This window comes from Shewanella sp. DNRA4 (assembly GCF_012843185.1).
Taxonomy (GTDB): domain Bacteria; phylum Pseudomonadota; class Gammaproteobacteria; order Enterobacterales; family Shewanellaceae; genus Shewanella; species Shewanella xiamenensis.
Genome location: NZ_JABAIP010000001.1, coordinates 184952 through 202338, shown reverse-complemented (window position 1 = coordinate 202338; position 17387 = coordinate 184952). Strand labels below are relative to the sequence as shown.

The window sequence follows — 17387 nt, the reverse complement described above, 5'->3', positions numbered from 1 at the left end:
TGCCAAGGACGGTCATGAGAACACTCCAACTCTTAGGTTTTTTACTTGCAATTGCAGGGTTTATTTTAGGCTATGTGATGCTAGCCCCTGTCGATGGTGAAACATCGGAAGCTTCAGCTGGAGGTGCAGGCATATGTATTATTTTTATAGTCTTACCTATGCTTGGTTGGTCTGCGTTAATGTTGGTGCCAACTTCATTTGCTTTGTTTAACAACGCAGTAAGGCAACAAACTTATTTTAAAGGTCATTTTTGATTAAACCTTTGGAGATTGAACTTAGTAATTTCAGGCGGACATATAGCTGTCGCTCTATATTTCGCTTATTTATGGTTTAAAGTCAGCATTGGCAACTAACAATCGCCATCAAAAACACGCCTTAGTTGCTCGCATTTGTGGCGGGCGTTAGTTGCTTTAATAAAGTAAGGAGTAATTCGTGAGCCGAGATTGGGAATCAGTATTTACAACTTGGTCTCAAGGGCCAAGTAAAACAGAGCAAGAAAGAGCTGAAAATGCTGAAAGGCAAATAAGGCAAGCAATTCAAGCGAGTGATAAGTTAAAAAATAGAAATATCAAAGTGTTTACCCAAGGCTCATACAGAAACAGGGTTAACGTAAGACAGGATAGCGATGTTGATGTTGGGGTTCTCTGTTTTGACACCTATTTCCCCGAATACCCTGATGAAAATGTTAAAATGGAGCTTGCAAAAAGTTTCGTTCCCGCCACTTATGAATACGCGATGTTTAAAAGTGAACTAGAAGAAGCGCTTGTAGCAAGATTCGGAAGAGCTGCCGTTACGCGTGGTAGTAAAGCCTTTGATATAAAAGCAAATACATATCGCGTAGAGTCAGATGTAGCTGCATTTTTTGAGCATCGTAGATACGTTACCGCAACTTATTATCATTCTGGGGTCGAAATGATGCCGGATGATCTCGACCCACCAAGAGTGAAAAATTGGCCTGAACAACACTACCAAAATGGTGTTTCAAAAAATGAAGCAACATCAAGAAGATACAAAAGAGTCGTTCGAGTATTAAAGAAATTATCTAACGAAATGGCGTCAAATGGTATTCAGTCGGCAAAAGATGCACCGAGCTTTCTCATTGAGTGCTTGGTATTTAATGCATCAAACTCATGTTTTGAGCATCAATCTTTCAAGCCAATGGTAAAGCATGTGCTTGCAGAGCTTTTCAATAATACTTTGTCATATGAAAAATGCTCTGAGTGGGGGGAAGTAAATGAACTTAAATATCTTTTCAGAGGGTCGCAGCCGTGGACGCGCGCGAGTGCTCACCAATTTTTGAGTGATGCCTGGGACTACATAGGCTACGAATAATGCTAACTAGACTTCATATTTCATCATTTATTGGCCTCACGATTGCAGTTTGGTTATTTGCACTCTGGTTTCAAGGCATGCCTGTTCTTAGTGCGGACTTCGTAAAGCCATTTAGCACAGTGGTTGGTGTCATAACCCTATTCGTCACCTTATTTAATAAATACATGTGGTCATGGAAAATATTTAAAGGTTGGTATGTAAAAAGGCCAGACTTAAGAGGTACGTGGAAAGTCGAGTTGAAAAGTAGCTGGGTAAATACTGAAACTGGTGAAGAAATTGCGCCAATATATGGGTATGCAGTAATTAGGCAATCTTTAACATTTCTTAGTTTGAGGTTGATGACAAAGGAATCCAGATCTGTGTTAGTGGCTCATAGTATAGAGCAGCAAGAAGATGAAGATCTGTTTAAGCTTGTTGGTGTTTACCGAAATGAACCAAAAATTGAATTACAAGGTGTTAGAAGCGAAATTCATCATGGTTCTTTCGCTTTAGAAATACACGGTTCTCCAGTAGAAGAACTTGAAGGTCATTATTGGACAGATAGGGCAACCAAAGGTGGCATGAAATTGGTTGGTCGTGTTGAAAAATTATATAGCACATATGAGCAGGCAGAGCGTGAGATCGGCAACTAACAAGCGCATGTTGTCGGAGTGGCTTTCTGCTGCTCTCCAAGCCAGCCGCAAATGCGGGCGTTATCTCCTTAGAAATTTTAATCCGACACCCCAAAATTAGAGTTGGGAATCTAACATGCTTTTGTCCCAAAGCGTGCTGAGTAAGATTATTAAGTCTACAGGCTACGACAATGCTAAACAGGTGAGCCATGGTGATTAGCGAGACGACCGTCCGCCCCACGGACGGGGCGGTCGAGCATCCAAGGAAGGACATGAACAACATCCTTGTTTAAAGGCCAGTTTGCCATCCATGGCTCTCGTTCATAAGCTTAGAAACCCTAGGTTTCTATTCACCGTGTCGTAGAGCAAATGCCATGGCTCGCCCATCGTCATAACGAACAACCTCGCCAACCTTCTTACCGTCTATTCATGGCCATCAATCAGTTAAACATCTAAACAAAAACGCTCTGCGGATTAGGCAGAGCGTTTGTGGATAACGCCTTGTGATAAAAGGCGTTTAGTCCTTTAAATCCTTTTCCATATCTTCGTAGGAAGTATGGCGGACGTCTTTACCTTTTACGTAGTAAATAATGTATTCGCAGATATTTTTACAACGATCGCCCACACGCTCAACCGCACGGGCGGCCCAGAGTACGTCTAATACATCGGGGATTGAGCGTGGATCTTCCATCATGTAGGTCATTAATTGACGGATAATACCTTCATATTCACGGTCGAGTTTAGCGTCTTCCTTGTGCAGTTCCAATGCAGACTCTGCATCCATACGGGCTAATGCATCTAAAGTGGCGTGGAGCATACGAGTCGCATGGCGGCCCATATTTTCAATACTGACTAATAAAGGCTGCTGATTATTCAATCGCTTATCTAATGCTGCCTTGGCAATACGCACGCAGGCATCACCAATACGCTCAAGATCAGCAATGGATTTTGAAATCGCGATGATCATCCGCAAGTCGCTCGCTGCGGGCTGGCGCTTGGCGATAATGCGGGTACATTCTTCGTCAATCGAGACTTCCATCCCGTTGACTTTATGGTCACCTAAGATCACCTTTTGCGCTAATTCGGCATCTAAGGTGCTTAAGGCGTCGATGGCTTGCTCTAATTGACGCTCAACCAAGCCACCCATAGCAAGTACACGGTTACGAATATCTTCTAGCTCGGCGTTAAATTGCCCAGAGATATGTTTGTTTAAATTCATATTTTCCATTTTGCCAACCTTTTACTCAACTGTATCAACGCCTAGATGGAGTTTGCAATGCTTAACTCTGTTCTAGGCGGTGGCTTATTTCGTTAATCGCTTATCACTCACATCACCTACTGCCAAGGGCAAGGTGATTAACCGTAACGGCCGGTAATGTAATCTTCGGTCTTACGTTTTTTCGGTGTGGTGAAAATGGTGTTGGTATCGGCGTATTCCACCAATTCGCCCATATACATAAAGGCCGTTTGGTCCGATACCCGCGCCGCCTGTTGCATGTTGTGGGTAACGATAACCACTGTGTACTTAGTTTTAAGCTCGGTTATCAGCTCTTCGATAGTTAAGGTTGAAATCGGGTCGAGTGCCGAAGTAGGTTCGTCGAGCAGTAATACTTCTGGCTCGATGGCAATAGCACGGGCAATCACCAAACGTTGCTGCTGACCACCGGATAAGCCAAAGGCGTTATCGTGCAGGCGGTCTTTCACTTCATCCCAAATCGCCGCGCCGCGTAGCGAACGCTCGGCCGCTTCGTCGAGTTCACGGCGGTTGTTAATGCCCTGCAGACGCAGTCCATAAACCACGTTTTCGTAAATCGATTTAGGGAATGGGTTAGGACGCTGGAACACCATACCCACGTTACGGCGCAGGGCGGCAACGTCGATCTTTTTGTCATAAATATTTTGACCGTGCAGCAAAATCTCGCCGTCGATATGGCAGTTGTCCACCAGATCGTTCATGCGGTTAATGCAGCGCAATAAGGTGGATTTACCACAACCGCTGGGGCCGATAAACGCCGTCACTTGCTTTTTGGGGATCTTCATCGACACATTGAATAGCGCTTGCTTATTGCCATAGCGCAGGTCTAAGTTGCGGATCTCCAGTGCGGTATCGTTCTGGCTCAAGTTTGCTAAGTCAAAGTTATTGGTTTTCATGGCTGTTGAATCTATAGAAATCATATTCAGTCCTAATACTTTCAGGATAATCGCTGATTAATGCTCAAGCGAACGATATTTTTCACGTAAGTGGTTACGCACACTAATCGCGGTTAAGTTCAGTGCCACAATCACTGTAACCAGCAAGAAGGAGGTGGCGTATACCAGAGGACGTGCAGCTTCAACGTTAGGACTCTGGAAGCCCACATCATAAATATGGAACCCTAAGTGCATGAATTTACGTTCTAAATGCACAAATGGGAAGTTTAAGTCCAGTGGCAATGTCGGCGCTAATTTCACTACACCCACCAGCATTAACGGTGCCACCTCACCCGCGGCGCGGGCCACAGCTAAAATCAAACCCGTCATGATCGCAGGGCTTGCCATCGGGATCACAATCCGCCACAGGGTTTCGGCCTTAGTCGCGCCCAGTGCCAAACTACCTTGACGCACCGCGCTAGGAATACGGCTTAAGCCTTCTTCGGTCGATACAATCACCACTGGCAGGGTCAGAATCGCTAATGTCAGCGCCGACCAAATCACCCCTGGCGAACCAAAGGTCGGTGATGGTAAGGCTTCGGCGTAAAACAGTTGGTCAATCGAGCCGCCCATCATGTATACGAAGAACCCTAAACCAAACACCCCGTACACAATCGATGGCACACCCGCTAAGTTGATTACCGCAATACGGATCATCTTAGTAATTGGGCCTTTTTTGGCATATTCGTGCAGGTAAATCGCGGCAATCACCCCAAATGGCGTAACAATAATGGCCATTAAGATCACCATAAATACTGTGCCGAAAATTGCAGGGAATACCCCCCCTTCAGTGTTGGCTTCGCGTGGGTCATCCAGCAGGAAACGGCCCACCCCGACAAACCATTTACCGATTTTTCCCATCAAGCCTAAGTGGTTGACGTAGGTAACATCTAGCACAGTGTCTAATTTAAGTTCCACCTCAACACCGCGCATATCACGTACAATCACAGCGTCGCGAGCCGCTTCATCACGCAGGGCAAACAGCTGTTTTTCGAGTACTTTATAGTCTTGTTCGAGCGAATGTTTCGCCGCGGCTAACTCCTGCTTGCGACTATCGGTCAGCTCACCATCTAACTCGTAACGGCGCTCTTTTAGACGCAGTTTTTCAATGTTGTAGTTAATCGAGCCAATATCTTGTTTTTGCAGTGATAAGGCTTTGTCAGACAGTGCGACTGCGCGATCAATATGCTCCATTAAGGAGGATTCAAGCGCATCGTTTTTAAGTTCTAAGCGTTTACCGTTTTCAATCACGGCTACTGGGTAACCGTAAAAATTACCGTTTTTCGTCCGCTCAAGCATTGCGACATCAGCTGGCTCACTACGGCTAATAATGTCAGTCGCTAAAATCCAGCGGAAATCTAGGCCCACAAATTCACGGTTACCGGTCTTGACTAAATAACGGGTCACAAACTCACCGGGTGGCTGTTTAAACACATGGCCTGCGGCGGTTAAGCGCTCGGTCGGCACTTCTTCTCTATCGTAGATTTCACCGATTAAGGTTGACCGTACACCCGAGCTATCTTCAAGTTCCCATTGATAAATCGTCGCAGGCCAAAAAAAGCTTAATCCGCGCCATGCAATCAGCAGTAACAAACCTAATACTGCAATCAAACTGATGCTCACCGCGCCACCTGTCATCCAAATCCATGGCGAGCCTGATTTTACCCACTTACCCATTGCACAAACCTCTCAAGGTCATTGGCGAAATAGTATTTAGTATCATTATCTTATCTCCATTATAGCGAGCTATAGCGGTCACGCAGACGCTGTCTTACCACTTCGGCAATGGTGTTAAAGAAGAAGGTGAATACGAACAGTACAAAGGCTGCGAGGAACAGCACACGATAATGTGAGCTACCAATTGCCGATTCAGGCATTTCTACCGCAATGTTAGCCGCTAATGTCCGCATACCTTCAAACACGCTCCATTCCATAATGGCGGTGTTACCCGTTGCCATTAACACGATCATGGTTTCACCCACAGCACGGCCAAGTCCCATCATCACCGCAGAGAAAATCCCTGGGCTTGCGGTCAGCAGCACAACACGAGTCAGAGTTTGCCAAGGCGTCGCGCCCAGCGCCAAACTGCCGTTAGATAGATGGCGTGGCACAGAGAAAATCGCATCTTCGGCAATCGAGAAAATGGTTGGAATAACCGCAAAGCCCATGGCGATACCCACGACCAGCGCGTTGCGTTGGTCGAAGGTGATGCCTAATTCGTTAGTGATAAATTGGCGAGTGTTACCATCAAACAATGCCACTTCAATCATCGGGCTGATGGCAAAGGAGAACCAACCCACAAAGCAGATAACCGGGATCAGCATCAGCTCCTGATAGACTTCAGGCAGACGTTGTTTCCAAGTACCGGGTAATTTGCTCCAAGAGTAAGCCGACACCAGAATCGCCGTCGGCAGCAGGATTAGCAGTATTAGGATGCCCGGTAGATGTTCTTCAATCAGCGGTGCTAGCCAAAGTCCCGCGAGGAAACCTAAGATAACCGTCGGTAAGGCTTCCATAATTTCAATCGTTGGCTTAACGATGCCGCGCACCTTTGGCGACATAAAGTAAGCAGTATAGATGGCGCCCGCAATCGCTAATGGTACAGCAAATAACATGGCGTAAAATGCAGCCTTCATGGTACCAAAGGCCAATGGCATTAAGCTCAGCTTGGCTTCAAAGTCATCACTGCCCGAGGTGGATTGCCACACAAATTTAGGCTCAGGGTAACCTTCGTACCACACCTTATTCCACAACGCGCTCCAAGATACCTCGGGATGAGCGTTTTCGACGTGGAAAATATTTAGCTGGTTGTTCGCCTCGACGACTAAGCCATTCGAACGTGGGCTAAACCCCATGGCTCCCGGATTTTTAAGGTCAAAGGTTTTATCAAACAGTTCACGCTCACTGGTGGTGTAAAGCAGTGATAGTTCACCTTCGGGGCTCACCACAGCAAAACTTTTACGGTAAAACTCAGAAGCCATAGAGGCAACAGGTGGTAAGCCCGAAAACTCACGAATTTCTTTATATAAACGGCCTTTTGGACCATTTACTTGGAAGTACTGGGTCACCACACCGCTGTCATAACTCACTAAAATCGAGCTAGCACCTGCGAGCAAGGCAATATTATTAACCTTAGACTTGTCCTTTTCGGCATCAATAACTTGAATTAAATCGATATTTTCAATGTCACGAATATTGTAAACAAACACCTTATTGCCCATCTGCAACATCAGTTGGCGTTGATCAGGGGTCATTAATTGGTGCGCCGCCTTTTTAGGGGCATCTGGGAGCAGTGCACTCGTCGTTGTCCACTCAATCTCTTCGGTCATCATGTTTTCTTGACCTTCAAGACGGCTTAAACGCCAAATGCCATTATTATCTTGGTAGGCAAAGGTGATTTTATCGCTACTGAAACTAAAGGCTAAATGGTTGATAGCACTACCAGATTCATCAATCGTGATCGGCATTTCACCTGCGCTATAACGCAGTTTTGGCGTGATAAGACGTTTATTATTGGGATAGCTTAACCCAAACTCAATACCCACGATTAAGGCTTGGCCGTTACTCAAACCTAGGGCAAAACGTTGCTCACTCGGCGCAGCAATGGCGGCGCTGGTCACGCTCACACCAGCAGGTAATGGCGGGGTAAAACTGGAGAGTAAGCTGCCATCGGCAACAGTGTAGAAATCCACTTGGCCATCGGCGGCTACGCGATACATTACCTCATTTTGCTCATCAGCACCGACCATCAGGGTCGCGACTTCAGCATGTTGATAACTCACGCTTTTTACTGGAGTCACATCCGCGCTGTCGAAAATGGGTTTAATCACGTATAACAAATAGAAGAAGATCAACAATAAGGCGACAAACACCATAGTGCCGCCAATCGTGACCCCAATTTGAGCCGCTTTATCCTTAAATGCCCTGCGACTTGAACGTCCGCCTTTCAGCATACTGTGCGGCGCAGAACCAGGTTGAATGACCTGACTTTCCATTAAGAACCTCTATTATTAAAGCCTGTGAGTTTTTTCGCTAGGAATTGCGAAATGCTATGCTTACACTGTTTGAGCATAAACTGAGCAATAACAACACCCTTCATTCTAAGTGCGTTGAATTATATGACGCAAAGATGACAGTTGTGTTACACCCCGTTGTAAAACAGGTGCCTTTTACAAAAAATAGGAGTCAGTCGCCATGCTACGATATTTAATCACGCTTCAAGCACCTGATAGAAAAGGATTAGTAGAGCAAATCGCCCACGCCGTGAGTCGCCATGGCGGCAATTGGCTCGACTCAGAATTGCGCCATATCGACGGGATTTTTGCCGCCATTTTGTTACTCGAAGTACCTTCCCTGAAAATGGACGAGCTGATTGAAGCCTTAGAGTGTATCGACGGGCTCACCCTCACCTATGCTAAAACCTCAGTCGCCCTCAAACCCATTAAGCGGCTGACCTACAGTTTAGTGTCCTACGACAGACCCGGATTAGTGCTGGATATCTCCAATCGGATCACCGCGCTTGGTATCAATATCGAGCAATTTAGCAGTCAATTTGAAACCGCTGGCCATACTGGCATCGCCCTCTTTCGCGCCACCATAGGTTTAGGCTTGACCGACCTTGCTCAAGAGGAGCAACTGATGCAATCCCTCTACGCCCTCGGTGATGACTTAGTGCTGGATAAACTCAGCCGTTAGGTTTCAACACTTTTAACAAAAAACGCCGCGGGCACTGCCAGCGGCGTTTTTTTATAGAGACTTAGCTGACGTTCTGGTGCCGAGACTTAATCAAATAACGCAGCGGCACTTGAGAAATCAGCATACCGAGCAGCATCAAACCGCAGCCAACCAAGGCGCGCAGCCCTAAGCTCTCCCCAAGGAACAAAATACCGCCGATGGCCGCAAACACAGTTTCTAAACTCAAAATAATTGCCGCATGGGCAGGATGCGCATGCTTTTGCGCCAGCACCTGCAAAGTATAGGCAATACCCACTGAAATCAGCCCCGCATAGGCCAGTGAGCCCCAGGCGGCGACCACCTTATCGACTGTCGTGACCTCAATGGCCGCAGACACCAGCAGGCTTAATACGCCGCACACCAAAAATTGCATCATGGCGAGTAACACTGGCGAAATCCGCTTGGCAAAATGATCTACCGCCAAAATGTGCATCGCCCAAAACAGTGCGCCAATCAATTGCAGCATATCGCCATAACCAATGTGAAAGCCGTCTTTAATACTTAAAAAATACAGCCCCACTAATGCAACGGCACACCCCAACCATGTATTTGCGCCAGTAGCATGTTTCAGCGCCAGCCCCAAAATCGGCACTAACACGATATAAAGCCCAGTGATAAAACCCGCATTGGCCGCGGTGGTGTAAAGCAGCCCCACCTGTTGCAATGAGGCGCCTGCAAACAGCAATCCGCCTACCGCAACACAGCCAATGGCAAAATCTTTGGGTGTACCGAGATGAATTTTACCTTGCCGAGCCAAGTACCACACCAGTGGAACGAGTGACAGCGTACCAATTAAGAAACGTAGCCCGTTGAATGCAAAGGGCGATAAATGCTCCATTCCTAAGGTTTGCGCGACAAAACCAAAGCCCCAAATGGCGGCGGCGAGCAGGAGTAAAAAATTGGCAGGCAAGATACAGTCTCTATGATTAAAAAGGATGACAAGATTACCGAGATGCTGGACGCTTGTCCAAAATAACCTACAAGTGAATAACAAACTGACGCACTCACCACGAGTTAATTGACAGTTCATTGACCCCCGTTAACCGCCGTACATTTAAATCAAGTAGGGGTATCAATCGAAAATTCCTATCTAAACTCGACGGGATAATCTTGTATACTGCACATCAAGCAATGACGAATGCATAAGTGCGCTGGGAAGCCTTACCCAACCCAGTGACACCATAAAAAACTAGGAACACCTATGTTAGGAACGCTAAAAAAGCTGCGCGCACACTTAGATGAGACGCAACAAGTACAGTATCAACTGGTGATAGGTGAAGAATTACTGCCACTGAATCCCTTAATTGGCAAACCGCTGACACTTACCCACACGGGTAACATCTTCTGCTGTAACTGCGGCAAAAAGACCAAAAAGAGCTATTCGCAAGGCCATTGCTTTGTGTGTATGCAAAAGCTCGCCAGCTGCGATATGTGCATCATGAAGCCCGAAACTTGCCACTTTGACCAAGGCACCTGCCGTGAGCCAGAATGGGCGCAAAGCCATTGTTTTGTGCCGCATTATGTTTATCTATCGAATACCTCAGGCATCAAAGTCGGCATCACCCGCCACACACAATTGCCCACCCGCTGGATAGATCAAGGCGCCACCCAAGGTTTACCGATTTTCAAAGTGTCGACACGACAAATCTCGGGTTTAGTAGAAGTGGAATTAGCGAAGCTCATCAACGATAAAACGCACTGGCAAGCCATGTTAAAGGGCCATGCCGATGATATCGATTTGAACGCTAAGGCTGCGGAACTGATCCCTCACATCGAAGCTAAACTGCATGAAATCGCTATGCAAAAAGGCGATTACAGCATCGAGCGATTGCAGGAAGACATTCAAACCATTCATTATCCGATTGAAGTTTTCCCCAAAAAAATCAGCTCACATAATTTTGATAAAGACGCTGTGGTCAGCGGAATTTTACAGGGCATCAAAGGCCAATATTTACTGTTCGATACGGGCGTGATTAATATCCGCAAATTCACCGCCTATGAAGTGAGTGTATCCTTAAGCAACTAGCTTGCGCCGCGTTGTGCTAAGGCGAAGCCCTACACAACGCGCGCTATTCTTGGCTTAGCAACGCTTGGCTTGAAAGGCAATGTACTAACTAACTTGCGCTTCCATATAGACAAGTTCCCAAATATGTCCATCGGGATCTTCGAACGCATGGCCGTACATAAACCCTTGATCTTGAGCTTGACGATAGGCTTTGCCACCATGCAGTTCAGCAAGTTTTACCAATTGGTCGACACGTTCTCGACTGTCACAGTCTAGGCAATTGAGTACCTCTGTCGTGGCATGGGCATCGGCAATCACCTTATCGGTAAAACCAGCAAAAAAAGGCTTCGCCAGCAGCATCACATAAATATTGTCCGCGATCACCACGCAAGCAGCCTGCTCATTGCTGTATTGATCATTGATGCCAAACCCTAGACCAGCGTAAAAAGCCCTTGATTGTTGAACACTTTCAACCGCCAAATTAACAAAGATACTTTGTGCCATCATAATCTCCCTTTATAAGTCCTCTGCGGACGTACATCCTAGTCCGGTAAAAATACCTGTCATCTGTAGATAGGTAAGTAAATAGCTAACTGAATTGTCTAGTCTATCATTGCAACATCCTAAACTCGTGTTCCAGCGAGCTCTTAAGGCGAGTATCTTACTCACCTTAAGACTTGTACTGATTACTGCGCCAAAATATCCGCCCTATTGCACCGCATGGGTGGCGGGCAGCGATAGCAGCATTTCCTCGATTGAGCCATCGAAGCGGGCTTTGACTTCGTCCATATCCTTAATATTGGCAAAGCCTTGGCCAAGAACTCGCCATACCATCTCATAAGGCTGACCCGCAATGCCCGTTGGCTTAAAAAAGCTAATCAACACTGAGCCTTTATCGTATTTTTTAAGATCAACACCTTGATTCGACAGGCCCGGCACTAAGCCTGCGGCGGCAAGTATCTGCTCATCCGACATTTGTGTGCCCATGGCGATGCCGAACCCCACTTGAAAGTCCGCCAGTTGCGGGTCTTCAACCCAGCGATAACCTTTTGTCAGCAGCACTTTTTTAAGGGTGTCCTGCATATGTTGTAAGACTTGTTGTTGATCGAGCCTGCGGTCAACAAAGATCTTCTGTAGTGTGGGATGCCAACTGTAGGTCATGGCGCTCGGCGGTAATTGACTCAAATCCCCCGAAGTTACGACAGTAGTTCGTAGCGCTTGCGAATCATCGTTCACACTTACACAGGCGGTAAGACCTAGCAAACTCAAGCTTACAATTGTCAGTACACGTCTTATTTTTTGTGGTAAATACATGCTCTTTCCCTTATGGCAATTTTTACAGCTTAAGGATAGTTGCTATTTCTCAGACTGAAAGTCGATATTCATCATAGTGTTAAATTGCAACGTTCGGCAACCGCTGCACTTATATTGCTTAGAAACCTTAGTGTGCACCACATAGTTATGATTTGTTACTTTATAAAGCCCGTACAGCGTATAGGCGCGATTCAATTTACCCGCTAGAATGCCTCGCTCAACGTCAGTGATAGTAATACCTCGACGCTTAAATTCGAGAGTAATATCCCTATTACAATGCCAAAAATGACAATAAATAAAAGGTGTGGAATTTATCTATGGAGTTAATACTGGCTATCGCATTGTTTGCCTTCTCATCGGGGATCACTCCGGGGCCTAACAATATTATGCTGATGACCTCAGGGGTCAACTTTGGCGTTAAACGCAGTATTCCGCATCTGATGGGGATTAGCCTTGGCTTTCCTACCATGATCCTCGCCATCGGCCTAGGCTTAAGCGCCCTATTTCAAGCCTACCCGATTATCCACCAAGTGATTAAAGTCATTGGGATTGTATACCTTCTGTACCTGTCATGGTTGATAGCCAATAGCAGTAGCAAGATGGAGGGCAAGAGCATCGCTAAACCTTTTAGTTTTCTGCAAGCCGCGGCATTTCAATGGGTTAACCCTAAAGGCTGGATTATGGCGGTAGGCGCGATTGCCACTTTTACCTCAGTACAACAGGATCTCACACCTCAAGTGGTCACTATTGCCACAGTGTTTTTATGTGTGGCCTTTCCCTGTGCCGTGGTATGGCTTGGGTTTGGTGTAGCGCTTAAACGTATTTTGAAAAACGAACGCCAGCAAAAGATCTTTAATATCACTATGGCCATCTTGCTTGTGGCGTCTATCATCCCTATGATCGCCCCCTAATTTTGGCCGTAAGAGTTAAGCACTAGCATGAATGAGATAGAACTGATCACTCAACAAACCGATAACTGGGTGAAAAAAGTGATCATGAAATACAATATTTGCCCCTTCGCCAGACGTGAGGTCGAGCGCGGCAGTATTCGCTATCTTGTTGTTGAACAAACCAAAGTCAAGCTAGTGCTTAAGGCATTGATTGAAGAATGCCAATACCTGGATGCCCACCCAGAGCACGAAACCTCGCTGTTTATTCTGCCGCGGGGTTTTGAGGGCTTTTACACTTACCTCGATCTCGTCGATATGGCGAACGACGCCTTATTCAACAACGACTATGAAGGCGTTTATCAGCTCGCGCATTTTCATCCCGACTATTGTTTTGAGGATGAACCACAGGACTCGGCCGCCAATTTTACCAACCGCGCGCCCTACCCAACCCTGCATATTATTCGCGAAGCCAGTATGGAGTTAGCTCTGGCTAACTACACCGACCCTGAATCGATCCCCGAGCGCAATATTCAGTTTTGTGAACGTAAAGGTAGCGAGTTTTTTATTAAATTACTCGCAGAGTGCATGGGGAAATAGCTTAATCACGGCGAATAGCACATGCGCCGCATCGCAATCTGCTCATTGCTTACGACAACGGAATGTAATCACGATGGACTTGATTATCCCAGCAACATTAAAGCCCTTTTTTAGCACAGAGATACCAGACTCACGCCAACTAGACATCGGTTTTGCCCTATTTGAATTTCCAAGATTTGAAGACCTAATCGATTTTCAAATGGGTTATCGCTGGCATGGTATCACCCAAGCGCGGGAGCCTGCTTGGGATGATAATTGGCTAGTACTGGCAAGCTCCTATGGCGATCCCTTAATTTATCATTTAAAGGATGAACACATTCTTTTCGCTCGCCATGGCGCAGGCCGTTGGGAGCCCCGCCTTCTTTTTACCGATTTAGCCCAAATGTCTCGCTGTTTTAATGCCTTAGCAGCACTAATCTCCGACGCAGGCGACGCTCTTTTTGATGATGACGACAATATCCAGCCAAACTATGTTGAGTTAATTAAAGCGAAGATTGTGAATCATGTAGGGCTTGAGCAAGGCAACCAGATCGTCGAGCAACTAGAAATTATGGCCTACTAACATAAGAAGTAGGCCGTAGAAATTTAAATGCTATAAATCATCGCATTAAGGATATCTACGGCCTCTTTTTCATAGTCAGTAATACTCACAAATAAGATCAGTCAAACCTATAACTGAAAACGTGTTACTAATCCTTTTAGCGTAACGCCAAGGCTAGCAAGATTATCGGCGGAGCTTGCTGTTTCTGCTGCGCCATCAGCGGTTTGTTCGGCAATATCCCTCACTCTCACGATACTTTTATTTATCTCTTCTGCCACAGCGCTTTGTTCTTCCGAGGCAGCAGCGATTTGATGTGTCATATCCTGAATACGGCTAACCGCAACGGCAATATCCACTAACATCTCACCGGCTTCACGGGATAATGACACTGCGCCATCACTCAATGTTCGGCTTTTGGTCATCATTTGTACCGACTCCGATGTCCCTTTTTGCAAGTTAACAATCATATTTTCAATTTCTTCGGTAGAGGATTGTGTGCGACTCGCAAGGCTTCGCACTTCATCGGCCACCACTGCAAATCCCCGTCCCGCCTCACCAGCCCTTGCAGCTTCAATGGCCGCATTTAGTGCGAGTAAATTAGTCTGCTGTGCAACCGATTTGATCACATCAAGGACGGCACCAATACTGTCACTTTCCGATTGTAAGCGCTCCATTGCATGTGCAGTGGTCGCTATTTCCTTGGCTAAAAGTTCGATTTGGCTAACCGCTTCGATAACTTTTTTATTACCTACCGCAGTGGTGTGATCCGCCTCTTTAGCGGCTAATGCAACATTTTCAGCACTCGTTGAGACCTCTTGTACTGTCGCAGCCATTTCATTAATCGCGGTAGCGACTTGGTCAGTTTCACTACGCTGATTTTGCATCCCCACACTATTTTGTACTGTGACCGAAGAAAGCACCTCAGCCGATGAAGCCAACTGCACCACGCTATCACCTATTTGTGCCAACATTTGCCTAAGGGTGCTATTCATTTCATCCATGGCACGCAATAGTTCTCCCATCTCATCCTGACGCTCTGAGTGAATAGTGCTACTTAAATCACCTTCGGCAATTTTTCTTGCTGTAACAAGGGTTTGTTTAAGTGGCCCAACAATTTGTCCACTGATTAACCAAGCCAGTAAGGGACCGACGACCAAGGCAACAATTAATGTACCAAGTACCACCTCCTTGGCTTGAGCATCCGCGTCTGCCCGCTGATGCTTTTGGATGTCAACTAATTCACGAATATTCACCATCAATGTTTGTGCAGCCTCGCCCATCGACTGTGTTAGGTTAGCCATATCACGGTTAACATTGACCAACGCATCAATATCTTGGTCATACCGATCCAGTATCTGTATGGCTTGCGCAGTATCTTCCCCCTTAAGAGTGGCAATAGTTTGAGATAATCTGGCAATCGCATCTTTTGCCGTTTTTAAATTAAGATCACTAGCATCATAGACATAGCCTCGAATGTGATAACGTAACATGGTCATTTGCTGGCTAACACTTAAGGCATCTTTTAATAATTCAGTATTTTGGGTCGCTTGAGCCTTGTTGGTCATTCTATCGACCAATTCCGCATATGTGGCAACCAACTTTGCTCCCACTTGGGCACCTGTGACTTTTAATGCCTGTTTATGCTTAAACACATCACTAAACTGATTTATTGATTGATGATACCGTTCCATCGCCACTAATGATTCTTGAAGATACCGTCTATCGTAGGCATCGCTATACTCTGACAATTGTTGCTGTAAACCACTTTTTGTATTTTCAATTAAGCTCTGGAGTTCATCTAATTTTGTTAAATCTCCACTTAGGATAAATTCTAATCGCACGGCCTTGGCCGCAAGCAAGGTTTTATCGACATTGGCAATAAACTCTAACCGACGACTACTGATATCGATTGAGGTAAGTCCCCTGTATCCAGCCGCTGCTACAATAAATATCAGCAATAACAAGATCCCAAAACCAAGCCTTAACTTATTGGTTACAGTCATGTTTCCTAGCAGGCGGCGCAAACCTTCCATTTAAATACCCCGTATCAATTTTAAAGATGAGTAAACAAATCCAGTGCAATTGTAATAATTTTCCCATGACCGTTTATTGACCTAGTTAACCAATCGGTAAAATACATTATATGTATAACATTTAAATAAAAAGTATATTGTGAAAGTCAGAGGCAGGAGAAAGCACGGCAAGTAATTAAACGGAATTTATAAAATAAAAACAAAAAGTTAAATCAATACCATCAGTGTAGTGGCTGCAAAATATCCAACATATCGTATCAACGAAGTTTTTAGATGGTATCAGGGCTTTGGTATGACGCAGACCATTCCCCCGACGGGGAATGGGCTCAGCAATACTGGCAATCCGATTCGGTATTAAAACAGAGTTAATTCAGCTTATCCGGCATAGACATCAAATGAAAAGACATAAAAGGTTTTATGTGGATGATTTAAGAAATACTATTCAACTTCAACGTGTTAGTGTGGCTTTGAACGGAGTAACAAGCGTGTTATCTAATAGCATAGAGATTTTCTAACGGCACAACATTATTTCAAATTTCGTCGTATCGCTGACTTTAAGTCGACCTTATCCAGCCCGATGGTTTTTAGCATTTGTTTACTTTTAGTGTCGAGTTGAGCCCAATCAAAGGATTTGTATGCTCCATTTCTTATTGCCATAGCGGCGATTATTATCGCTATTGATACGCCATTCATAGGCTTTTTTAGCGCAAACAGATACTCATCTTCAACATTACTGCTGTGGATATAAACTTCGGCTCTGCTCTTATTGTTAAAGTTGATTTGCAACTCAAAGAGAATGATCACAGCCATTAAACTTGGCAAGAAAACCCCAGAAGTTACGACCTTTACCGCACTAAAGTTGGTAATTATTGGTATAAAACCCATCAAATCATGAAGTGAGATTTGCTTGGCGAGCAGTGCAAACCAAGCAGTCACAAACCCTAACCCAAGGACTTATCAACAAAAAATAAATATATTTAAATAACTTAAAGAAAATTAGCCAATATATTCCCCCTGCATTGCTTAGTTATTAACGCTGCGCTCATTGTCACCCTTTGCTTACCGCACAAATGTTTACAAATTGCTACACTTGTAATTTATTTGTTAAAAACAATTTCCTGTGTTAGGTTGAATTCGCTT

Annotated in this window: 17 protein-coding genes; 8 read left to right on the top strand and 9 right to left on the bottom strand. The window is 45.3% G+C overall.

Annotated elements, in window-relative coordinates:
* Positions 1 to 14: 14 nt before the first annotated feature.
* The 3 genes from HG547_RS00830 (at position 15) to HG547_RS00820 (ending at position 1964) form a co-directional block, all read left to right on the top strand.
* Positions 15 to 254: a carbon starvation protein CstA gene (locus HG547_RS00830; RefSeq protein WP_248278670.1), complete on the top strand. Its 240-nt coding sequence runs from the start codon at positions 15 to 17 to the stop codon at positions 252 to 254.
* Between the two features lie 178 nt (positions 255 to 432).
* Positions 433 to 1332 (top strand): nucleotidyltransferase, encoded by a 900-nt coding sequence (locus tag HG547_RS00825; protein ID WP_169546605.1) that lies wholly within the window; start codon positions 433 to 435, stop codon positions 1330 to 1332.
* Positions 1332 to 1964 carry a hypothetical protein gene (locus HG547_RS00820; protein ID WP_169546604.1) on the top strand — a complete coding sequence of 211 codons (633 nt, stop codon included), beginning with the start codon at positions 1332 to 1334 and terminating at the stop codon, positions 1962 to 1964. Before HG547_RS00825 ends, HG547_RS00820 begins: the two co-directional genes overlap by 1 nt.
* 496 nt (positions 1965 to 2460) lie before the next feature.
* Here HG547_RS00820 and phoU read toward each other — a convergent pair whose 3' ends face one another.
* From phoU to HG547_RS00800, 4 genes are all read right to left on the bottom strand, one after another.
* Positions 2461 to 3171, bottom strand: a complete 711-nt coding sequence (gene phoU / locus HG547_RS00815) for a phosphate signaling complex protein PhoU (protein ID WP_169546603.1) — start codon at positions 3169 to 3171, stop codon at positions 2461 to 2463.
* Between the two features lie 128 nt (positions 3172 to 3299).
* Complete coding sequence (gene pstB / locus HG547_RS00810; protein ID WP_037416943.1) at positions 3300 to 4118, bottom strand: phosphate ABC transporter ATP-binding protein PstB; 819 nt, start codon at positions 4116 to 4118, stop codon at positions 3300 to 3302.
* Positions 4119 to 4151: 33 nt separating this feature from the next.
* A complete protein-coding gene (pstA, locus tag HG547_RS00805) occupies positions 4152 to 5810 on the bottom strand; it encodes a phosphate ABC transporter permease PstA (RefSeq protein WP_169546602.1) in 1659 nt (552 codons plus the stop codon).
* 59 nt (positions 5811 to 5869) lie between these two features.
* A complete protein-coding gene (locus HG547_RS00800; RefSeq protein WP_169546601.1) occupies positions 5870 to 8128 on the bottom strand; it encodes an ABC transporter permease subunit in 2259 nt (752 codons plus the stop codon).
* 199 nt (positions 8129 to 8327) lie between these two features.
* Between HG547_RS00800 and HG547_RS00795 the strand changes: the two genes are divergently transcribed.
* Entirely contained in the window at positions 8328 to 8828 is a 501-nt protein-coding gene (locus HG547_RS00795) for an ACT domain-containing protein (protein ID WP_037416937.1), read from the top strand.
* Between the two features lie 61 nt (positions 8829 to 8889).
* Here the strand turns inward: HG547_RS00795 and HG547_RS00790 are convergent, their stop codons facing one another.
* Positions 8890 to 9777 carry a DMT family transporter gene (locus HG547_RS00790; RefSeq protein ID WP_037416935.1) on the bottom strand — a complete coding sequence of 296 codons (888 nt, stop codon included), beginning with the start codon at positions 9775 to 9777 and terminating at the stop codon, positions 8890 to 8892.
* Positions 9778 to 10068: 291 nt separating this feature from the next.
* On the opposite strand from HG547_RS00790, the gene HG547_RS00785 reads away from it, so the two are divergent.
* On the top strand, positions 10069 to 10893 hold the full coding sequence (locus HG547_RS00785) for a DUF2797 domain-containing protein (RefSeq protein ID WP_169546600.1): 825 nt from the start codon (positions 10069 to 10071) through the stop codon (positions 10891 to 10893).
* A gap of 84 nt (positions 10894 to 10977) precedes the next feature.
* On the opposite strand, the gene HG547_RS00780 is transcribed toward HG547_RS00785, so the two are convergent.
* A complete protein-coding gene (locus HG547_RS00780; protein ID WP_144344964.1) occupies positions 10978 to 11376 on the bottom strand; it encodes a VOC family protein in 399 nt (132 codons plus the stop codon).
* Between the two features lie 204 nt (positions 11377 to 11580).
* Complete coding sequence (locus HG547_RS00775; RefSeq protein WP_037416929.1) at positions 11581 to 12186, bottom strand: DUF4136 domain-containing protein; 606 nt, start codon at positions 12184 to 12186, stop codon at positions 11581 to 11583.
* A gap of 317 nt (positions 12187 to 12503) precedes the next feature.
* Here HG547_RS00775 and HG547_RS00770 point away from each other — a divergent pair, with 317 nt between their 5' ends.
* The 3 genes from HG547_RS00770 (at position 12504) to HG547_RS00760 (ending at position 14235) form a co-directional block, all read left to right on the top strand.
* A complete protein-coding gene (locus HG547_RS00770) occupies positions 12504 to 13097 on the top strand; it encodes a LysE family translocator (RefSeq protein ID WP_011623319.1) in 594 nt (197 codons plus the stop codon).
* Between the two features lie 27 nt (positions 13098 to 13124).
* Positions 13125 to 13673, top strand: coding sequence for a DUF1415 domain-containing protein (locus HG547_RS00765; RefSeq protein WP_169546599.1), 549 nt, complete (start codon positions 13125 to 13127; stop codon positions 13671 to 13673).
* Between the two features lie 73 nt (positions 13674 to 13746).
* Positions 13747 to 14235, top strand: coding sequence for a hypothetical protein (locus HG547_RS00760; protein WP_169546598.1), 489 nt, complete (start codon positions 13747 to 13749; stop codon positions 14233 to 14235).
* 107 nt (positions 14236 to 14342) lie between these two features.
* On the opposite strand, the gene HG547_RS00755 is transcribed toward HG547_RS00760, so the two are convergent.
* The gene (locus HG547_RS00755) at positions 14343 to 16217 is read right to left on the bottom strand and encodes a methyl-accepting chemotaxis protein (protein ID WP_248278669.1); all 1875 of its coding nucleotides are present in this window, start codon (positions 16215 to 16217) and stop codon (positions 14343 to 14345) included.
* Between the two features lie 555 nt (positions 16218 to 16772).
* A complete protein-coding gene (locus tag HG547_RS00750) occupies positions 16773 to 17183 on the bottom strand; it encodes a hypothetical protein (RefSeq protein ID WP_169546596.1) in 411 nt (136 codons plus the stop codon).
* Positions 17184 to 17387: the final 204 nt, after the last annotated feature.